The 17,965-nt window shown below is 56.1% G+C and carries 18 protein-coding genes and 1 other RNA gene; 14 read left to right on the forward strand and 5 right to left on the reverse strand.

Annotated elements, in window-relative coordinates; genetic code table 11:
- Positions 1-20 precede the first annotated feature (20 nt).
- The 4 genes from IP581_RS05205 to amtB all read left to right on the forward strand — a co-directional run bounded on the left by IP581_RS05205 (position 21) and on the right by amtB (position 5,467).
- Positions 21-1,784 carry a SmdA family multidrug ABC transporter permease/ATP-binding protein gene (locus tag IP581_RS05205; protein WP_193821907.1) on the forward strand — a complete coding sequence of 588 codons (1,764 nt, stop codon included), beginning with the start codon at positions 21-23 and terminating at the stop codon, positions 1,782-1,784.
- The gene (locus IP581_RS05210) at positions 1,777-3,555 is read left to right on the forward strand and encodes a SmdB family multidrug efflux ABC transporter permease/ATP-binding protein (protein WP_097401425.1); all 1,779 of its coding nucleotides are present in this window, start codon (positions 1,777-1,779) and stop codon (positions 3,553-3,555) included. Before IP581_RS05205 ends, IP581_RS05210 begins: the two co-directional genes overlap by 8 nt.
- A gap of 255 nt (positions 3,556-3,810) precedes the next feature.
- Positions 3,811-4,149 carry a P-II family nitrogen regulator gene (gene glnK, locus IP581_RS05215; RefSeq protein ID WP_002891893.1) on the forward strand — a complete coding sequence of 113 codons (339 nt, stop codon included), beginning with the start codon at positions 3,811-3,813 and terminating at the stop codon, positions 4,147-4,149.
- 31 nt (positions 4,150-4,180) lie between these two features.
- Positions 4,181-5,467, forward strand: a complete 1,287-nt coding sequence (gene amtB / locus IP581_RS05220) for an ammonium transporter AmtB (protein WP_020456781.1) — start codon at positions 4,181-4,183, stop codon at positions 5,465-5,467.
- Positions 5,468-5,534: 67 nt separating this feature from the next.
- Here the strand turns inward: amtB and tesB are convergent, their stop codons facing one another.
- Positions 5,535-6,395, reverse strand: a complete 861-nt coding sequence (gene tesB / locus IP581_RS05225) for an acyl-CoA thioesterase II (protein WP_086871085.1) — start codon at positions 6,393-6,395, stop codon at positions 5,535-5,537.
- 215 nt (positions 6,396-6,610) lie between these two features.
- On the opposite strand from tesB, the gene IP581_RS05230 reads away from it, so the two are divergent.
- Entirely contained in the window at positions 6,611-7,180 is a 570-nt protein-coding gene (locus IP581_RS05230) for a YbaY family lipoprotein (protein ID WP_193821908.1), read from the forward strand.
- Positions 7,181-7,212: 32 nt separating this feature from the next.
- Here IP581_RS05230 and IP581_RS05235 read toward each other — a convergent pair whose 3' ends face one another.
- Positions 7,213-7,524: an MGMT family protein gene (locus tag IP581_RS05235; protein ID WP_097401426.1), complete on the reverse strand. Its 312-nt coding sequence runs from the start codon at positions 7,522-7,524 to the stop codon at positions 7,213-7,215.
- 165 nt (positions 7,525-7,689) lie between these two features.
- On the opposite strand from IP581_RS05235, the gene ffs reads away from it, so the two are divergent.
- Positions 7,690-7,786: signal recognition particle sRNA small type (ffs, locus tag IP581_RS05240), an RNA gene on the forward strand.
- A 31-nt stretch (positions 7,787-7,817) separates the two neighbouring features.
- Here the strand turns inward: ffs and IP581_RS05245 are convergent.
- The gene (locus tag IP581_RS05245; protein WP_193821909.1) at positions 7,818-8,231 is read right to left on the reverse strand and encodes a GFA family protein; all 414 of its coding nucleotides are present in this window, start codon (positions 8,229-8,231) and stop codon (positions 7,818-7,820) included.
- A 150-nt stretch (positions 8,232-8,381) separates the two neighbouring features.
- Here IP581_RS05245 and IP581_RS05250 point away from each other — a divergent pair, with 150 nt between their 5' ends.
- A complete protein-coding gene (locus IP581_RS05250) occupies positions 8,382-8,975 on the forward strand; it encodes an SH3 domain-containing protein (RefSeq protein WP_193821910.1) in 594 nt (197 codons plus the stop codon).
- 3 nt (positions 8,976-8,978) lie between these two features.
- Here IP581_RS05250 and yczR read toward each other — a convergent pair whose 3' ends face one another.
- Entirely contained in the window at positions 8,979-10,400 is a 1,422-nt protein-coding gene (gene yczR / locus IP581_RS05255; protein ID WP_193821911.1) for a MocR-like transcription factor YczR, read from the reverse strand.
- Between the two features lie 84 nt (positions 10,401-10,484).
- On the opposite strand from yczR, the gene yczE reads away from it, so the two are divergent.
- The 7 genes from yczE to IP581_RS05290 all read left to right on the forward strand — a co-directional run bounded on the left by yczE (position 10,485) and on the right by IP581_RS05290 (position 17,407).
- Positions 10,485-11,096: a membrane protein YczE gene (gene yczE / locus IP581_RS05260; protein WP_097401429.1), complete on the forward strand. Its 612-nt coding sequence runs from the start codon at positions 10,485-10,487 to the stop codon at positions 11,094-11,096.
- Between the two features lie 132 nt (positions 11,097-11,228).
- A complete protein-coding gene (locus IP581_RS05265; RefSeq protein ID WP_193821912.1) occupies positions 11,229-11,774 on the forward strand; it encodes a GNAT family N-acetyltransferase in 546 nt (181 codons plus the stop codon).
- Positions 11,775-12,009: 235 nt separating this feature from the next.
- On the forward strand, positions 12,010-12,261 hold the full coding sequence (locus IP581_RS05270) for a hypothetical protein (protein ID WP_017459970.1): 252 nt from the start codon (positions 12,010-12,012) through the stop codon (positions 12,259-12,261).
- Complete coding sequence (locus tag IP581_RS05275) at positions 12,258-12,476, forward strand: hypothetical protein (protein ID WP_086871100.1); 219 nt, start codon at positions 12,258-12,260, stop codon at positions 12,474-12,476. The genes IP581_RS05270 and IP581_RS05275 overlap by 4 nt, the downstream gene beginning before the upstream one ends.
- 256 nt (positions 12,477-12,732) lie before the next feature.
- Complete coding sequence (locus tag IP581_RS05280; RefSeq protein WP_193821913.1) at positions 12,733-13,812, forward strand: LacI family DNA-binding transcriptional regulator; 1,080 nt, start codon at positions 12,733-12,735, stop codon at positions 13,810-13,812.
- Between the two features lie 106 nt (positions 13,813-13,918).
- Complete coding sequence (locus tag IP581_RS05285; RefSeq protein WP_193821914.1) at positions 13,919-16,993, forward strand: beta-galactosidase; 3,075 nt, start codon at positions 13,919-13,921, stop codon at positions 16,991-16,993.
- 60 nt (positions 16,994-17,053) lie between these two features.
- Positions 17,054-17,407: a DUF1428 domain-containing protein gene (locus IP581_RS05290; RefSeq protein ID WP_086871104.1), complete on the forward strand. Its 354-nt coding sequence runs from the start codon at positions 17,054-17,056 to the stop codon at positions 17,405-17,407.
- A gap of 8 nt (positions 17,408-17,415) precedes the next feature.
- On the opposite strand, the gene IP581_RS05295 is transcribed toward IP581_RS05290, so the two are convergent.
- Positions 17,416-17,961, reverse strand: a complete 546-nt coding sequence (locus IP581_RS05295) for a flavin reductase family protein (RefSeq protein WP_193822642.1) — start codon at positions 17,959-17,961, stop codon at positions 17,416-17,418.
- Between the last annotated feature and the right edge of the window lie 4 nt (positions 17,962-17,965).

Below are 17,965 nucleotides of genomic sequence, written 5' to 3' on the forward strand. Positions count from 1 at the left end.
CACGTTCAGGATGTAACCGCGTGCGATTATTTGCTCAGTTAGGCTGGTACTTTCGCCGGGAATGGCAACGCTATCTCGGGGCTGTCGCCTTACTTATTATCATTGCTATCTTGCAGCTTATCCCCCCCAAAGTGGTGGGGATCGTGGTGGATGGCGTTACCCAACAGCGCTTCACCACGCAACAAGTGTGGATGTGGGTGGGTGTTTTGGTCGCTGTTGCGATCGTCACCTACTTGCTGCGCTACGTCTGGCGCGTCTGGCTGTTCGGCGCATCCTATCAACTGGCCGTTGAGTTGCGGGAAGATTTTTACCGCCAGTTGAGCCGACAACACCCGGAATTTTATCTCCGTCACCGCACCGGTGATTTGATGGCGCGCGCGACCAACGATGTCGATCGCGTCGTTTTTGCCGCGGGCGAAGGGGTGTTGACGCTGGTGGATTCACTGGTGATGGGCTGCGTGGTGCTAATAGTGATGTCGACGCAAATCAGCTGGCAGCTTACGCTGCTGTCGCTATTACCGATGCCGATCATGGCGTTGGTTATCAAGCGTTATGGCGATCAGTTGCATCAACGCTTTAAGCTGGCGCAGGCGGCGTTTTCTGCGTTAAACGATCGTACCCAGGAGAGCATGACCAGCATTCGCATGATCAAAGCGTTCGGCCTGGAGGATCGCCAGTCGGCACTGTTCAGCCGTGAGGCGGCCGACACCGGCGCGAAAAACATGCGCGTGGCCCGCGTTGATGCCCGTTTCGATCCCACTATTTATATCGCCATTGGTATGGCGAACATGCTGGCGATTGGCGGCGGTAGCTGGATGGTGGTGCACGGTTCCTTAACGCTCGGCCAGTTGACCAGCTTTGCGATGTATCTGGGGCTGATGATTTGGCCGATGCTGGCGCTGGCGTGGATGTTTAACATCGTCGAGCGCGGCAGCGCTGCTTATAGCCGCATCCGCGATATGCTGGCGGAAGCGCCGGTTGTGAATGACGGCTCCGAACCCGTGCCGGAAGGGCGCGGTAACTTGCATATCGCCATCCGTGAATTTCGTTACCCGCAGACCGAGAGCGCGACGCTCAATAATGTGGCTGTGACGCTGGCACCGGGCCAGATGTTGGGGATTTGCGGCCCGACAGGCGCCGGAAAAACCACCTTGCTTTCTTTGATTCAGCGCCATTTCGATGTTGATCAGGGCGATATCCGTTTTCACGATATCCCCCTGACGCGCCTGCAACTGGACGCCTGGCGCAGCCGCCTGGCGGTGGTCAACCAGACGCCATTCCTCTTCTCCGATACCGTGGGCAACAATATTGCGCTGGGTAAACCCGGTGCGACACAGGAAGAGATCGAGCATGTGGCGAAACTTGCCAGCGTGCACGACGATATCCTGCGCCTGCCGCAGGGGTATGACACCGAAGTGGGCGAGCGCGGCGTGATGCTCTCCGGCGGGCAAAAGCAGCGAATCTCCATTGCCCGTGCGCTGCTGCTGAATGCGGAGATCTTAATCCTTGATGATGCGCTCTCCGCCGTGGATGGGCGCACTGAACACCAGATTTTGCATAATTTGCGCCAGTGGGGCGAAGGACGCACCGTTATTATCAGCGCGCATCGCCTGTCGGCGCTGACCGAAGCCAGTGAGATTATCGTCATGCAGCATGGACACATCGCGCAACGCGGCCAGCACGAACAACTGGCGCGCCAGCCGGGCTGGTATCGCGATATGTATCGCTATCAGCAACTGGAGGCGGCGCTGAATGATGTGCCTCAGGAGGCGGTTGATGCGTAATTTCACCAAACAGTGGCCAACGCTGAAACGCTTGCTGAAATATGGCTCACCGTGGCGCAAACCGTTGGCGAAAGCGGTGCTGATGCTGTGGATCGCGGCGATTGCCGAAGTTTCTGGCCCGGCGCTGATCAGCTACTTTATCGATAATATGGTGGCGAAAAACTATCTGCCGCTCGGCGTGGTTGCCGGGATGGCGGCGGTCTATATCGGCCTGCAACTGCTGGCGGCGCTGCTGCATTATGCGCAAGCGCTGCTGTTTAACCAGGCGGCGGTCGGCGTCGTGCAACAGTTGCGTACCGATGTGATGGACGCCGCCCTGCGCCAGCCGCTTAGCGCGTTCGATACCCAGCCCGTCGGGCAAATTATTTCGCGTGTGACCAACGATACTGAAGTGATCCGCGATCTCTACGTCACGGTGGTGGCAACGGTGTTGCGCAGCGCGGCGCTGATTGGCGCGATGCTGGTGGCGATGTTCAGCCTCGACTGGCGTATGGCGCTGGTGGCGATGGCGATTTTCCCGGCGGTGTTAATAGTGATGCTGCTATACCAGCGTTACAGCACGCCCATTGTGCGGCGTATGCGAGCTTATCTGGCGGATATCAACGATGGTTTCAACGAAATCATCAACGGTATGAGCGTTATTCAGCAGTTCCGTCAGCAGGCGCGTTTTGGGGAACGCATGAGCGAATCCAGCCGTTCGCACTATATCGCTCGCATGCAAACCCTGCGGCTGGACGGCTTTTTGCTGCGTCCGTTGTTGAGCCTTTTCTCCGCGCTGGTGTTGTGTGGCTTGCTGATGCTATTCGGCTTCTCGTCCGTAGGCACGGTAGAAGTCGGTGTGCTGTACGCCTTTATCAGTTATCTCGGGCGTCTTAACGAGCCGCTGATTGAGCTGACAACGCAGCAGTCGATGTTGCAGCAGGCAGTCGTCGCTGGCGAGCGCGTGTTCGAACTGATGGACAGGCCGCGCCAGACTTATGGTTACGATGACGCGCCGCTACAAAGCGGGTCTATCGACATCGACAATCTCTCGTTTGCTTACCGCGACGATCAACTGGTGCTGCAGGATATCTCCCTGCACGTTGAACCGCGCAGCTTTGTCGCGCTGGTCGGACACACTGGCAGCGGAAAAAGTACGCTGGCCAGCCTGTTAATGGGCTATTACCCGCTGACGAAAGGGGAGATCCGTCTGGACGGGCGTCCTCTTTCTGCATTAGGGCACGCGCCGCTGCGCAAAGGTATAGCGATGGTGCAGCAGGATCCGGTGGTACTGGCGGACAGCTTTTTTGCCAACGTCACACTGGGACGTGAGATCAGCGAAGAGCAGGTGTGGAAAGCGCTGGAAACGGTGCAACTGGCGGAACTGGCGCGTACGATGAGCGACGGCATTTACACCCGGTTGGGCGAACAGGGTAATAACCTCTCGGTGGGACAAAAGCAACTGCTGGCGCTGGCGCGCGTGCTGGTTGATACACCGCAGATCCTGATTCTGGATGAGGCGACAGCGAACATTGACTCCGGCACCGAACAGGCGATTCAGCACGCGCTGGCGGCCGTGCGTGAGCATACGACGCTGGTGGTGATCGCCCACCGCTTATCGACCATTGTTGAGGCAGAAACGATTCTGGTGCTGCATCGCGGGCAGGCAGTTGAGCGGGGCACACATCAGCAACTTCTTGAAGCGAAAGGCCGTTACTGGCAGATGTATCAGTTGCAGCTTGCCGGTGAAGAGCTGGCTGCCAGCGCGCGCGAAGAGTCGCTTATCGCCTGATGCACCAAAATTAAGCACGCACCTTTACGGAATCTTTGTTGGTGCAAAAAAGTAACGCACCGTGCACTGTCATGGTGCGTTTTTCTTTGCGCGTAACCTGCCGAATCACAAGCAGACTTTTTTCGCTTTCTTGCTCTGCCCGCCCGGGCGCACTAACAACCTGAAATCCTCCCTGTTTTCATTCCTGGCACAACGATTGCAATGTCTACTGCGTGTTAGCTGCGGCCATTATCGAATTCGACTGGAGGGGGATCTATGAAGCTGGTTACCGTGGTGATTAAGCCATTCAAACTTGAAGACGTGCGTGAAGCGCTTTCTTCTATTGGTATTCAAGGGCTGACCGTAACTGAAGTGAAAGGCTTTGGCCGTCAGAAGGGTCACGCTGAGCTGTACCGCGGTGCGGAATATAGCGTCAATTTCCTGCCAAAAGTGAAAATTGATGTGGCGATCGCCGACGATCAACTCGATGAAGTGATCGATGTGATCAGCAAAGCGGCCTACACCGGAAAAATTGGCGACGGCAAAATCTTCGTTGCCGAGCTGCAACGCGTCATTCGTATTCGTACCGGCGAAGCCGACGAAGCGGCACTGTAATACAAGACACACAGTGATGGGGATCGGAACAATGAAAAACACAACATTAAAAACGGCTCTTGCTTCGCTGGCGTTGCTGCCAGGCCTGGCGATGGCGGCTCCCGCTGTGGCGGATAAAGCCGACAACGGCTTTATGATGATTTGCACCGCGCTGGTGCTGTTTATGACCATTCCGGGCATTGCGCTGTTCTACGGCGGTTTGATCCGCGGTAAAAACGTGCTGTCGATGCTGACGCAGGTTGCCGTCACCTTCGCTCTGGTGTGCATCCTGTGGGTGGTTTACGGCTACTCTCTGGCATTTGGCGAGGGCAACAGCTTCTTCGGCAGCTTCAACTGGGCGATGTTGAAAAACATCGAATTGAAAGCCGTGATGGGCAGCATTTATCAGTACATCCACGTGGCGTTCCAGGGCTCCTTTGCTTGTATCACCGTTGGCCTGATTGTCGGTGCGCTGGCTGAGCGTATTCGCTTCTCTGCGGTGCTGATTTTTGTGGTGGTATGGCTGACGCTTTCTTATGTGCCGATTGCGCACATGGTCTGGGGTGGCGGTCTGCTGGCAACCCACGGCGCGCTGGATTTCGCGGGCGGTACGGTTGTTCACATCAACGCCGCGATCGCAGGTCTGGTAGGTGCTTACCTGATTGGCAAACGCGTGGGCTTTGGCAAAGAAGCGTTCAAACCGCATAACCTGCCGATGGTCTTCACCGGCACCGCGATCCTCTATGTTGGCTGGTTTGGCTTCAACGCCGGCTCTGCAAGCTCGGCGAACGAAATCGCTGCGCTGGCTTTCGTGAACACGGTTGTTGCCACTGCGGCCGCTATTCTGGCGTGGGTATTTGGCGAGTGGGCAATGCGCGGTAAGCCGTCTCTGCTCGGTGCCTGTTCTGGTGCCATCGCGGGTCTGGTTGGTATCACCCCGGCGTGCGGTTATGTGGGTGTCGGCGGCGCGCTGATTGTGGGTCTGATTGCCGGTCTGGCAGGGCTGTGGGGCGTTACTGCACTGAAACGTATGTTGCGTGTTGATGACCCGTGCGATGTCTTCGGTGTGCACGGCGTGTGCGGCATCGTGGGTTGTATCCTGACCGGTATCTTCGCGTCTACGTCGCTGGGCGGTGTCGGTTTCGCTGAAGGGGTGACCATGGGCCATCAGGTACTGGTACAGCTGGAAAGCGTTGCCATTACTATCGTGTGGTCTGGCGTGGTGGCCTTTATCGGTTACAAACTGGCGGATATGACGGTAGGCCTGCGCGTACCGGAAGAGCAAGAGCGTGAAGGGCTGGATGTGAACAGCCACGGCGAAAACGCCTATAACGCCTGATTATGTTGAGTTATCTCCTGAGCATAAAAAAGCCTCCGTTCGGAGGCTTTTCTTTTTTAAAACGGGATTAGTTGCGATTGCGCATGACGCCTTCCTGCACGCTGGACGCCACCAGCACACCCTCTTGTGTATAGAACTCGCCGCGCACAAAACCGCGAGCGCTGGAGGCTGAGGTGCTTTCCACACTGTAGAGCAACCATTCGTTCATATTAAACGGGCGATGGAACCACATCGAGTGGTCAATAGTGGCAACCTGCATACCGCGCTCAAGAAAGCCTACGCCATGCGGCTGAAGCGCAACCGGCAGGAAGTTAAAGTCAGAGGCATAGCCAAGCAGATATTGATGCACGCGGAAATCGTCCGGCACGGTGCCGTTTGCGCGGATCCATACCTGGCGGGTGGGCTCGGCGACATGGCCTTTCAGCGGGTTATGAAACTCAACCGGGCGGATCTCCAGCGGCTTGTCACTGAGAAACTTCTCTTTGGCCTGCGGGGGTAATAAATGAGCAAGCGCGCGGGCAATATCCGTTTCAGATTGCAGCGAATCCGGCGACGGTGCCTGCGGCATCGTTTTTTGGTGCTCGTAGCCGGTTTCCGGTGCCTGGAAGGACGCGGTCATGTAGAAAATCGGTTTGCCGTTCTGGATGGCCGCAACGCGTCGGGCGCTGAAACTGTTGCCATCACGCAGCACTTCCACGTCGTAGACAATCGGTTTTTCGCTATCGCCCGGACGTAAAAAGTAACTGTGGAATGAATGCACCAGGCGCTCGGCAGGAACGGTCTCTTTGGCGGCGTACAAGGCCTGACCTACGACCTGACCGCCAAAAACCTGGCGCAAGCCGAGATCTTCGCTCTGCCCGCGAAACAAGCCCTCTTCAATTTTTTCCAGGTTCAGTAATGCCAGCAGATTGGATAACGCCTGACTCATAAATTTCCTCAAAATAATAACGGCTGACGGAGCGAATTATCCGAATAGTATAACCTGGAAAAATTGCTGGTCCGATGGGTTCAATAATCTGAATAGATGGCAGTTTGCAGGAATATATCCGGCACGTGTGCCACACTTGTTCAGGTTACGATGGTTTGACCACACATCCTGGCGGGCGAAACGCCTGCCGGTGCATTGAAGATAAGGAGAAATCAATGAAACTCGTGCACATGTTAAGTGGTTTAGCAGTCGCGGTCGCGCTGTCTGCCTGCGCCCAAAAGGGCGGCGATATTCCGACACCTGCACCTAACCCAAATGCACCTGCGGCAACAAATAAACCGGCGATCACGCAACCGAATGTTTCGGGTACGGTTTGGATCCGTCAGAAAGTGGCGCTGCCGCCAGACGCGGTACTCACCGTGACGGTTTCTGATGCTTCGCAGGCAGATGCGCCGTCGAAAGTACTGGCGCAGAAAGCTGTCCGTACTGAAGGTAAACAGTCACCGTTTAGCTTTGTGCTGCCATTTAACCCGGCGGATATTCAGCCGAACGCCCGTATCCTGCTGAGCGCGGCGATTACCATTGACAACAAAATTGTCTTTATTACCGATACGGTTAAGCCAGTTATCAACCAGGGTGGTACAAAAGTTGACCTGACACTGGTGCCGGTACAGCAAACCGCTGTGCCGCTGCAACAAAGTGGCGGGGCGGCAACGACGGTGCCTTCCACTTCTCCGACGCAGGTAAACCCGTCGGAAGCGACACCTGCGCCGACGCAGTACTAATATGACCAGGCTCCTCCCGGTTGGGAGGAGCCTTAATAGACCCAACGATAATGCTGTAAATCGATTTGCCCACTTCCCGACACCACCACGCCTTCCGCCAGCAGCGCCTGGCGCTGACGCTGTAAATCCGGCCCGGTCAGCGAGATACAACCATGACGATTCACCACCCGATGCCACGGTAACGTGCTGCCTTCCGGTAAACGTTTCAGCACGCCGCCCACCTGGCGCGCCGCGCGCGGTGAACCGGCCAGCTTCGCCACATCACCATAGGTCGTGACATAGCCTTCGGGGATGGCGGCAACGATTTGCCACACCCGCTGCGGGAAAGAGTCCTGTGTATCCATTGTGATGTCCTGAAGAAAGAAGAGGCAGCATAAACAGCGAAACGTGTGCTGTGAAGTGGGGATTGCGCAAGAAACCAGCATCCGCCCCGGCGCGGCTTGCAATTGCCATCCCGGATAGGGATAATGCGCCAGCGCGTTGGTTAACAACGCTCTCAATGGGGGCTCTGTTGGTTCTCCCGCAACGCTACTCTGTTCACCAGGTCAGGTCCGGAAGGAAGCAGCCAGGGCAGATGACGTGTGTGCCGGGATGTAGCTGGCAGGGCCCCCACCCATTTCTGCTTCCTTTGTTTTGCTCACTCGCGTGAATAGCGCAAATACCCGGCAATACCCTCGCTTCCGCCATCCGACGGGTGATTAACACCTTCTGAAACCGGCACTTGCGCAAAATCAAAGGGCGAAACACCAGCAATACAGGCCACATTGACACCGTACTGATCCGGGTTTGAACGCCGCTGATGGAACGTGTAGATACCGCAAACCGAGCAAAAATAGTGCACAGCGGTTCCGGTGTTAAAGCGGTATTCGGTCAATTTATCCTTGCCCTTAAAAACCTCAATACCGGAGAGCGGGGCCGACACGGCAACGGCGCCGCGCATTCGGCAAAAAGAACAGTTACAGCGCCGAACGGTGTTAAAACCGTCCGAAAGCTGCACAGTAAACGCCACCGCGCCGCAGTGACACTGCGCCTTTAACTTTTCCGACATCACTTTCCTCATAGAGCAAATTAAACGGGTCTTTCAACCTTAGCCTTTTTTACCTTTTTTGGTGGGGGAAACGCGTGGGTTCACTGATGATGTTTTTATGCAGAAACGGTACGCTGTAGCCGCAAAAATAATTCTGATAAAAGGGCAGGGAGTATGCGCAACATCGTATTGGCATTGACATTATCGGTATCGACGGCACCTTTTGCCGCCACATTGCAGTCGGGCGTTTATGAAGGGCTGCAACTGGCGGTATCCCCCTCCGGGCAGGTCACGGGTTACTACTCTGAAACAATGGGGGTTGGCGTGACGCGAAACTGCTCCTTTGCGCTGGCGGGTAATGCGTCTCCAGCCGGGGAGGCGGAAATATCCAGTTGGTCTTCCGATGTGCTGCCGGGGCATCTTTCCGCCACGGCAGACGGCGTAACATTGAAGATTGCGAACGGGCAAAACCATGACGGCTGCATGAATGTGATGGTGCCGCAAATCAACGAGGGGATTGCGTTGAGCAAAACCCAGTCGACACGATGGGTTTCTCTCGCCGAAGTGATTGATGAGCGGGTTTATCTCAGCAGCACACCGGATGCCAGCACGCGGCGTAAGGCATGGATTGTCAAAGATGATGTTGTGGGGGTGCTGAAAACCGGGCAAGGCTGGACGCAGATCCAGTTTATTAGCGAGGCGGGGAAAAGCACTACTGGTTGGGTTAACAGCCAGTCGCTAAAGCCGCTGACACCACCTGCGTCCTGAGTATTACACCAGGCTACGTTTTAATGGCGCTTCCGTTGCTCGAAGCGCCAGCCATAAGGGTTTGAGCCGCAGTAGCGCATTTTCCAGCTCATTTGAATCCAGCGCGAAAGGGATACGCAAATAGCGTTCAAACGCCCCTGTCAGCCCAAAACGCGGGCCAGCGCCGAGGTGGATACCGATCGTTTCCGCGCGCGCGGCAAATTGCGTTGCCAGCATGTCGGGCAGCTCTATCCAGAAAGAGAGGCCACCTTCCGGCAGCGAGAAACGCCAGTCGGGGAAATGTTCCCGCAGCAGCGCCGCGCAGCGATCGCGGCGTGCTTTGAGCATGTCACGACGCGCAGGCAGGAAGCTTTCGCCATTTTCCATCAGCCATAGCGTCGCCAGCTGTTCCAGTAGCGGTGAGCCAAGCTCCAGCGTATCGCGCGTCTGCACCAGCGTGGCAATGGTCCGCGATGAGGCACGGATCCAGCCCAAACGCAGTCCACCCCAGAACGTTTTCCCCGCCGAACCGATCGTAATGACTGTACTGCTACTATCAAACGCCGCCATGGGCGGTGGTGGCGGAGATTCGTACCACAAATCAACCATCGTTTCGTCGACCACCAGGGTGGTGCGCGCTTGCGCGGCAACGCTGACGATGGCCTGGCGCGTGGCAATATCCATACAGCGGCCGGTTGGGTTGTGATAATCAGGCATGACGTAAGCCAGCCGTGGCGCGGTCTGCGCCAGCGTCGCGGCGAAACCGTCGGTGTCCCAGCCCGTTTGCGGCAAAGAGACGCCAACTGGTCTGCATGACGCGCCCTGAATGGCGGCAATGGCCAGCGGATAGGTCGGATGATCGACCACCACGCGATCGCCGGGCCCGGTCAGCATACGCAGAACCAGCGCCAGCCCGCTGAGTGCGCCATTGACCACCATCACTTCATCTGCATGCGTCGGCAAGCCGCGGGCGGTGTATCGCGCGGCAATCGCTTCGCGCAGCGCCTGCACACCTAATTGCCCGTAACCTGTGCGCGAAAGATAGGGCGGGATGGCTGCCAGCGCGTGGGTGTAAGCCTGGTGAATTTCCGGGCCAGCGCTGAGTGCGGCAGTGGAGAGATCAAGTGCGGTGCCCGCCGTGCTGAGCGTGGGGATCGCGCGGCTATCGGGCAGGATCACGCGCGAGCCACTGCCGTGGCGGCTCTCCAGATAACCTTCATCACGCAGGTGTGTGAGTGCGCTGGCAACCGTTGTGCGGCTGATCTCAAGCGCTGAGGCCAGTTCACGCTCTCCGGGAAGGCGTGTCTCCATTGCCAGCCTGCCATCCAGGATCAGCAGGCGCAGCGCGTCGGCAAGTTGTCGCCATAACGGCGTACGGGAAGCGGGTTGTTGCCAGTGACCCAACAGACGGTGTAAAGAGTGGCTACCCAGGCGGCGTGATGACATATACAGTCCACTATTTTAAAACTGGACATTAATAATAAGGCCATTTCCGGTAAAGATGAAAGCCTGAACAACCGGAGAAAAACAATGCTGCGTCGATTAATTCAACTTTATATAGGCCTGGTTCTGTACGGCGTTTCCACCGCCATGTTTGTGCGCGCGGATCTGGGCGCGGACCCGTGGAACGTTTTTCACCTGGGCGTAATGAAACGGCTATCGCTGGATATTGGGACGGTGATGATCGTTACCGGGGCGCTGGTGCTGCTGTTGTGGATCCCGTTGCGCCAGCGGCCCGGATTGGGAACGATCAGTAATGTGATTGTATTAGGCCTTGCCGCCGATGCCGCGCTGTCGCTGATGCCGGTGCTGGATTCGCTGGTGGCGCGCGGCACGTTGCTGATTTCTGCCGTGGTGGTGAATGCCCTCGCGACCGGAATGTATATTGGCGCGGGGTTTGGTGCCGGGCCGCGCGATGGGTTAATGACCGGTATTCATGCGCGTACCGGCTGGTCGGTGCGGGCTATCCGCACAGCGATTGAAGTTTCTGTGTTGCTTATCGGCTGGCTGTTGGGCGGAACCGTTGGCGTGGGGACGGTGGTTTACGCCCTGGCGATTGGCCCGTTGATCCAGCTTTGCCTGCCATGGTTTCGTCAGAAACCAGCGCTAAAACCTGAACCACAAAGCGAGCCAGCGCTATAAGTGTCTATGACATGCAATGCGCTGCGCCATTCACTCCCCTCAATTTTGCTGTTGAACGGGCGGTTTACTTTATAAAACGGCCAGGGGATTCTGGTGTAACACATCCGCTGGCGTTGAAATGGAGTGATGGCAATGACCACACCCGAGCTCGAAACCGCAAGACTTTTTCTCAAGCCGCTGGCATCGGAAGATGCCACGCAAATTCAGCGTATTTTCCCGCGCTGGGAAATCGTGCGCTACCTGATAGCCAGTGTGCCCTGGCCCTACCCGGAAGGTGCCGCGCAGCATTATGTCGATAATGTTGCGCTGCCGGCAAACCGCGCAGGGGAAGGCTGGTTTTGGACGTTGCGTCGCAAAGCAGACCCGACAGAGTTAATGGGTGTTATTTGCTTAATGAATACGCCAGACAATAACCGTGGTTTCTGGCTCGCGCCGGAGTGGCAAGGGCAGGGCTATATGACGGAAGCTTGCCATGCGGTGAATGATTACTGGTTTAATGTGCTCGAGCGTGATGTGTTGCGCGCCCCGAAAGCCGTGGCGAATGTGCGCTCGAAAAAGATCTCTGAACGTTGCGGAATGCGGCTGGTTCGCCGCCAGAAGGGGCAATATGTCTCCGGCGAACTGGACACCGAACTTTGGGAGATAACCCGCGACGAATGGAATAATCTTCACCGCTGAATCCTGTCAGCCTAATGAGGCTGGCAGGATATTTAAATTTTATTGTCGATATATTTATTTATGCTGGTTTAGTTTGTCATTTTACTGAAATATTAATTTAATTTTTTTGTCATAATTGTCAGGCAGATTAATCTTGGGCTTTTATAAGTTGTTATAATTCTGAAATATATTTGTGGATCAGTTCCATAAGTTCGTGTATTAATTAGCATGTTTATTCACACAAGAAGGGATAATCATGGCCAGTGCTGTATTAAACGTCAAAATTGATGAAGCGCTAAAAGAGAAACTTCGTCATTACGCAGAAGTAAATAGTGAAAATCTCGGTACCGCGACAGAAAAGCTGTTGCTGCTGGCTTTTCAGGCTGCGGAAGAGGCGGGAGTATCGGAAGACGACATTGATAACCAGCATACCGAAGAAGAGAGCTCTACTCCGTTAACTCCTAAAGAAATTAAAGCGTTACGCAAACTTCTGAAGAAGAAAAAATGAACCAACAACTGCTATCTACCGCCAGCAACTACGGCGAAGCCTGCGAGATGCTGCGCTCAGGTTTTGTCAAACAAGTTCGTCTGGACTGGAATATCGGAAGTGATGAGTTTTTTCGCATTGCATCAGACTGGTGCGACGCCGGAGCAAAAATTAAAAAAGACGGACACAGCTTTATTATTTCGCTAAAAGGCTTCCCGATCCCACGTCAGCAGTAATGTATTTGTCATGAAACTGTCATTTTAATTGCATTAAAAAATGTGATGGTGGTTTCATAATAAAAATACGTAACCATCTCAAATGCACATTACGGATGATGTTTCCGACGAGCCTTTTGTGGCTCGTCGCTATTTCTTTTCCCGCAAAATATCCTTCAACGGTATTTGGCCCTGCCTGGTATTTTCTCTGAAGCGCTCACAGGCGCAGACCTGCAAACCGGGTATACTGGAAAACTGTTTGCAACCGGGAAGCGCTATGAAAACCATCACTCTTTATGATGTCGCCAGCCATGCGGGCGTCTCTTACCAGACCGTTTCGCGCGTGATTAACGATGCGGCGCATGTCTCTCCACGGACGCGCGAGAAAGTGCTCGCTGCGATGGCGGAGCTGCATTACATCCCCAATCGCGGCGCTCAGCAACTGGCGGGTAAACGTACGAAAACGCTCGGTTTGTTGACAACCGATCTGGCTTTGCATGCGCCATCGCAAATCGCGTCGGCGGTAAAGTCCCGCGCCGGGCAGGCCGCCGCCAGCGTGATCATTTCTATGCTGGAGCAGCACGATGCAGCCAGTTGTTCGGCTGCCTTACAGGAACTGCTGGCGCAGCGCGTTGAAGGCGTGTTGATCAACGTGCCGCTTGATGATGCGCTGGCGCAGCAACTCGCGGCACAGGCGACACCCACGCCCGTGTTATTCCTGGATGTTAGTGAGACGGCCGCGGTGAACAGCCTGGTATTTGATGCCATGCAAGGTGCGCGGCTTGGCGTAGAACATCTGCTGGCGCAGGGGCACCGTCAGATCGCGTTACTCGGTGGGCCGCAGGCCTCGGTTTCCGCGCGTACCCGCTTTGCCGGCTGGCTAACGGCACTTCAGCAGGCTGGCCTTACGCCTTGTGCCAGCGCGCATGGTGACTGGAGCGCGGCTTCCGGGTATGAAAAAGCGCACAGTTTGCTCGCGGGTTCGCAGTTACCCGACGCGGTGCTGGTGGCAAATGATCAAATGGCGCTTGGCGTTATCCGCGCCTGCGTCGAGAAAGGGATTGACGTGCCGGCACAGATCTCGGTGGTAGGTTATGACGATACCGCCGATAGCGCCTGGTTTTCCCCGCCGCTTACCACCATCCGCCAGACGTTTAAAGAGGCCGGAGAGCGAAGCGTCGACTGGCTACTCAGCCCGTCAGCCCGGAGCGATGTCACAGGCCAAACGCGGTTGCCGGTGATGCTCATCGAGCGACACTCCACCGCGCCAGCCCGGCAACAGAAACTGAGTGGTGAAACCCTTGCCAGGCGCTTAAACGAACTGGCGCAGCAGGTCGCGATGCTGGATCGCCGTTAACACTTTTGTGATCGCCTTCGCTTTGATCCTGTTACCCGCTTTACCAGTGGTGAAAAATGCGTCATTGTGCCTCTGATTGTGAGCGCTTCGCAAAATGAGGTTTTTTATGTCCGCTTCTGCGTTAAATTCGATTCTCTCCCGCCGCGACTGGGAAAACCCGGTTCTCACACAGTGGCACCGTTTACCCGCGCATGCACCGATGCGCAGCTGGCGCGATGAAATTTCTGCGCGCGACAACACGGCATCGCCCGCACGTCGTTTACTCAATGGCTACTGGCAATTCAGCTTTTTCGCTGCGCCAGACGCGGTGCCGGCAGGTTGGATCGACGAAGATTGCGCTGATGCGGTGGCAATGCCAGTGCCTTCAAACTGGCAAATGCAGGGGTTTGATACGCCGATTTATACCAATGTCACTTACCCGATTCCGGTGAATCCCCCGTTTGTACCGCAACAAAATCCGACAGGTTGTTACTCGCTCACATTTGAAATGAGCGAATCAGAACTGGCGTACGGGCAAACCCGTATTGTTTTTGATGGGGTGAACTCGGCTTTTTATCTGTGGTGTAACGGGCAATGGATCGGCTACTCCCAGGACAGCCGCCTGCCTGCGGAGTTTGATTTGAGCCAGGCGCTCAAGGCCGGAGATAACCGGCTGGCGGTGATGGTATTGCGCTGGTGCGATGGCAGCTACCTGGAAGATCAGGATATGTGGCGGATGAGCGGCATTTTTCGCGATGTCTATTTGCAACATAAACCGGCCACGCGGATTGCTGATTTTCATCACGTTACGCAGCTAAATGCGCAACTGACTCACGGGGAGTTACAGGTTAACGCCCGGCTTGAAGGTGAAGTTACCGATTGCCGCGTTGCTTTCGCGTTATGGCGAGGGGAAGAAAAAATCGCCGAAACGCAGCAAACACCGGGCAGCGCGGTGGTTGATGAACGCGGAAGCTGGGCAGAACGTCTGAGCGTCACGTTGCCGGTGGCTTCTCCATTGTTGTGGAGCGCCGAGACGCCGCATCTTTATCGCCTGACGCTAACCCTGCTCGACGCACGGGGAAATGTACTGGAGGTGGAAGCCTGTAATGTCGGGTTCCGCCAGGTTGAAATCAGCAACGGCTTGCTGAAACTCAACGGTAAACCGCTGCTGATCCGTGGCGTTAACCGCCACGAGCACCACCCGGAAAACGGGCAGGCGATAGATGAAGCCACCATGCGCCGCGACATTGTGCTAATGAAACAGCATAACTTTAATGCGGTGCGCTGCTCTCACTATCCCAACCATCCGCTGTGGTATCAGTTGTGCGATGAGTACGGTTTATATGTGGTGGATGAGGCCAATATCGAAACCCACGGAATGGTGCCGATGAGCCGTCTCGCTGATGATCCGCTCTGGCTTCCGGCAATGAGCGAACGCGTGACCCGCATGGTGCAACGCGATCGTAATCATCCGTCGATCATCATCTGGTCGCTGGGAAATGAGTCGGGGCATGGCGCGAACCACGATGCGCTGTATCGGTGGCTGAAAACCACCGATCCGACGCGCCCGGTGCAGTATGAAGGGGGCGGGGCGAACACCGCCGCGACCGACATCATCTGCCCAATGTATGCGCGTGTTGACCAGGATCAGCCATTCCCGGCGGTGCCAAAGTGGTCAATCAAAAAGTGGATCGGTTTGCCGGATGAAAGCCGTCCGCTGATTTTATGTGAATACGCCCACGCGATGGGCAACAGCTTCGGCGGCTTTGCCAAATACTGGCAGGCCTTTCGCGCTGCACCGCGCTTGCAGGGCGGCTTTGTCTGGGATTGGGTCGACCAGGCGCTAACGAAAACGGACGAGAACGGACAGAAATTCTGGGCTTATGGCGGCGATTTTGGCGATACGCCAAATGACCGGCAGTTCTGTATGAACGGGCTGGTTTTCCCGGACCGAACACCGCATCCGACGCTGTATGAAGCGCAACGCGCCCAGCAATTTTTCCAGTTCAGCCTGCTGAGTACGCAGCCGCTGGTTATTGAGGTGGAGAGCGAATACCTGTTCCGCGCCAGCGATAACGAGTACCTCCGCTGGCGCGTGGAGCGTGATGGTGAAGTGGTGGCGCAGGGAGAAACGGCACTCAATATCGCACCGCAAGGAAAACAGAAAATTGCGCTCACGCTTCCTGAACTGCATGCGGCACCCGGTGAAGTGTGGCTGAATGTCGAGGTTTACCAGCGGGCAGCGACACGCTGGTCGGCGGCGGAACACCTTTGCGCGTGGGATCAGTGGCGTTTGCCCGCGCCATTGTATATCGCACCGCGCGAGGTCAAAGGCGCGCGACCGACACTGCAGACGAATGCACAGGATTACACTATCAGCGCGGGTCATCAGCGCTGGCAGTTCTGTCGGCAAAACGGCAACCTGGTGCAGTGGTGGCGCGATGAGCAACCCACGCTTTCCACACCGCTTACGGACTGTTTTGCCCGTGCGCCGCTGGATAACGATATCGGCATCAGTGAAGTGACGCGTATTGACCCCAACGCCTGGGTAGAGCGCTGGAAAGCGGCTGGCATGTATGACCTGCACGCGCAGTTGCTCTATTGCGAGGCGCAAGAGGGGGCGGCAGAAATTGTTATCCATACGGGGCATTGTTGGGTGGGCGCGGGAAAAACGGCCTTTATCAGCCACAAGCGCTGGCGCATTGATAGCCACGGTGTATTGCATGGTGAAGTGGAGGTGCAGGTGGCGACGGATATTCCGCCGCCGGCGCGTGTTGGCCTGGTTTGCCAGCTCGCAGAGCACCATGCGCAGGCAAGCTGGTTAGGGTTGGGACCGCATGAAAACTACCCCGACCGTAAACTGGCGGCGCGCCAGGGATTGTGGACATTGCCCCTGGCCTCGCTGCATACGCCCTATATTTTCCCCGGCGAGAATGGCCTGCGTTGCGATACGCGCATGTTGCGCTATGGCGCGCATCGCCTGGACGGCAATTTCCACTTTTCGCTGGGGCGCTACAGCGATGAGCAACTGCGCGAAACCACGCATCATCATCTGCTGCATGAAGAGGACGGTTGCTGGTTGCATGTCGATGCGTTCCATATGGGCGTCGGCGGCGATGACTCCTGGAGCCCAAGTGTGTCGTCGGAGTTTATTCTCAATACGGACAAGGTGCGTTACGCCTTTTGCTGGCGACAAGACTAAACTTATCGGGCCTGATGCGGTGGGGCTGTCCTGCCGCACGGCCACTTCGGAGGTCAACTCATGAAGTATGTTGATGGTTTTGTGGTTGCCGTACCGGCCGATCAAAAAGAGGCTTATCGCCAACTGGCGGCGAAGTCTGTCGTGCTGTTTAAAGAGTTTGGTGCCACGCGGGTTGTTGAATGCTGGGCGGACGATGTGCCCGACGGCAATTTCACCGACTTTCGCATGGCCGTGAAAGCGGAAGACAACGAAGAGGTGGTATTCAGCTGGATTGAATACCCGTCAAAAGAGGTACGCGACGCCGCGAATCAGAAAATCATGGCGGACCCGCGGATGCGCGAGTTGGGGAACGAGATGCCCTTTGACGGCAAACGCATGATTTACGGGGGCTTCGTTCCCATTCTTGACGAATAATTAGCCGCTCAGGACACTTTGGTAAACAGCGCCTTGCGTTCCAGCACGTCGCCATCGGTACGGAATACCCCCCCGCCGACATAATGCAGGGTTTGCGGCCACTCCGGCTGGGGGTTAACCCGTGCGGCAACCACTTCAAAAATAAAGAAGTTATAGTTATCCACCATTGCGTCATCGTAGAGCCGGCACTCAAACTGCCCGAAACACTCTTTTATCGACGGCGCGCTGACCTTGTCGCTTTTTTCTGCCGTCAGGCCAAATTCCGCGAACTTGTCGACGTCATCGCCGGTGCAGTTACCGATGCGTGAAACGGTATCGATCATGCTGGCTTCCGGCAGGTTAATCACACATTCACCGCTTTGGCGAATGCGCGCAAAACTGGCGTTTCCCGCTGAGATCATGCAGCCCACCAGCGACGGCGAAAACTCCAGAATCGTATGCCAGCCCAGAGTCATAATATTGCTTTGCCCTTGCCAGTGGCTGCTGAGCAGTACCACCGGGCCGGGTTCCAGCCAGTGCCGGACATCATGCAGCGGCCAGGATTGCTTTTTCATCATG

It is taken from the genome of Kosakonia pseudosacchari, assembly GCF_015167415.1.
Lineage (GTDB): Bacteria > Pseudomonadota > Gammaproteobacteria > Enterobacterales > Enterobacteriaceae > Kosakonia > Kosakonia pseudosacchari.

Excerpts from the sequence above, each read along its gene's own strand:
- yczE (WP_097401429.1), top strand. The coding sequence starts at position 10,485 with ATGCTGCGTCGATTAATTCAACTTTATATAGGCCTGGTTCTGTACGGC.
- IP581_RS05280 (WP_193821913.1), top strand. The coding sequence starts at position 12,733 with ATGAAAACCATCACTCTTTATGATGTCGCCAGCCATGCGGGCGTCTCT.
- IP581_RS05210 (WP_097401425.1), top strand. The coding sequence starts at position 1,777 with ATGCGTAATTTCACCAAACAGTGGCCAACGCTGAAACGCTTGCTGAAA.
- amtB (WP_020456781.1), top strand. The coding sequence starts at position 4,181 with ATGAAAAACACAACATTAAAAACGGCTCTTGCTTCGCTGGCGTTGCTG.
- glnK (WP_002891893.1), top strand. The coding sequence starts at position 3,811 with ATGAAGCTGGTTACCGTGGTGATTAAGCCATTCAAACTTGAAGACGTG.
- IP581_RS05285 (WP_193821914.1), top strand. The coding sequence starts at position 13,919 with ATGTCCGCTTCTGCGTTAAATTCGATTCTCTCCCGCCGCGACTGGGAA.
- IP581_RS05250 (WP_193821910.1), top strand. The coding sequence starts at position 8,382 with ATGCGCAACATCGTATTGGCATTGACATTATCGGTATCGACGGCACCT.
- IP581_RS05230 (WP_193821908.1), top strand. The coding sequence starts at position 6,611 with ATGAAACTCGTGCACATGTTAAGTGGTTTAGCAGTCGCGGTCGCGCTG.
- yczR (WP_193821911.1), bottom strand. The coding sequence starts at position 10,400 with ATGTCATCACGCCGCCTGGGTAGCCACTCTTTACACCGTCTGTTGGGT.
- IP581_RS05275 (WP_086871100.1), top strand. The coding sequence starts at position 12,258 with ATGAACCAACAACTGCTATCTACCGCCAGCAACTACGGCGAAGCCTGC.
- IP581_RS05270 (WP_017459970.1), top strand. The coding sequence starts at position 12,010 with ATGGCCAGTGCTGTATTAAACGTCAAAATTGATGAAGCGCTAAAAGAG.
- IP581_RS05265 (WP_193821912.1), top strand. The coding sequence starts at position 11,229 with ATGACCACACCCGAGCTCGAAACCGCAAGACTTTTTCTCAAGCCGCTG.
- IP581_RS05290 (WP_086871104.1), top strand. The coding sequence starts at position 17,054 with ATGAAGTATGTTGATGGTTTTGTGGTTGCCGTACCGGCCGATCAAAAA.
- IP581_RS05235 (WP_097401426.1), bottom strand. The coding sequence starts at position 7,524 with ATGGATACACAGGACTCTTTCCCGCAGCGGGTGTGGCAAATCGTTGCC.
- IP581_RS05295 (WP_193822642.1), bottom strand. The coding sequence starts at position 17,961 with ATGAAAAAGCAATCCTGGCCGCTGCATGATGTCCGGCACTGGCTGGAA.
- tesB (WP_086871085.1), bottom strand. The coding sequence starts at position 6,395 with ATGAGTCAGGCGTTATCCAATCTGCTGGCATTACTGAACCTGGAAAAA.